Below are 528 nucleotides of genomic sequence, written 5' to 3'. Positions count from 1 at the left end.
ATGCCCAGCTCAACCAGCGTGCCAACGCCCTGGCCCGGCGCCTGGTCGACGACGGGGTCGGGCCTGACGTGCTGGTCGGCCTGGCTGCCGAGCGCTCGCTGGACATGGTCGTTGGCATCTTCGCCATCCTCAAGGCTGGCGGTGCCTACGTGCCGCTGGACCCGGCCTACCCGGCCGACCGTTTGGCCTACATGATCGAAGACAGCGGCTTGCAGCGCGTGCTGGCCCAGCCCCAGGTGCTGGCCAGCCTGCCGGTGCCGGCAGGCGTGCGCGTGCTCAGCCTGGAAAGCAACGATGACAGCAGCCAGGCCGACCCGCTGGCCTGCTCGCCGGTCACCGTCAGCCCGGACAACCTCGCCTACGTGATCTACACCTCCGGTTCCACCGGCAAGCCCAAGGGCGTGCTGCTGCCGCAGCGCAACGTGCTGCGCCTGTTCACGGCCACCGACGCCGACTTCCGCTTCGGCAGCGACGACGTGTGGAGCCTGTTCCACTCCTATGCCTTCGACTTCTCGGTGTGGGAAATCT

Annotated in this window: 1 protein-coding gene; it reads left to right on the top strand. The window is 68.4% G+C overall.

Going from position 1 to position 528, the window contains the following annotated elements:
- On the top strand, positions 1-528 hold a 528-nt coding region (locus OO258_RS27810), incomplete at both ends, for an AMP-binding protein (RefSeq protein ID WP_266035000.1).

The organism is Pseudomonas sp. DCB_BI, assembly GCF_026240995.1.
GTDB lineage: Bacteria > Pseudomonadota > Gammaproteobacteria > Pseudomonadales > Pseudomonadaceae > Aquipseudomonas.
Note: the sequence above shows the minus strand (reverse complement) of the source record. Positions and strands in the feature narration are given on the sequence as shown.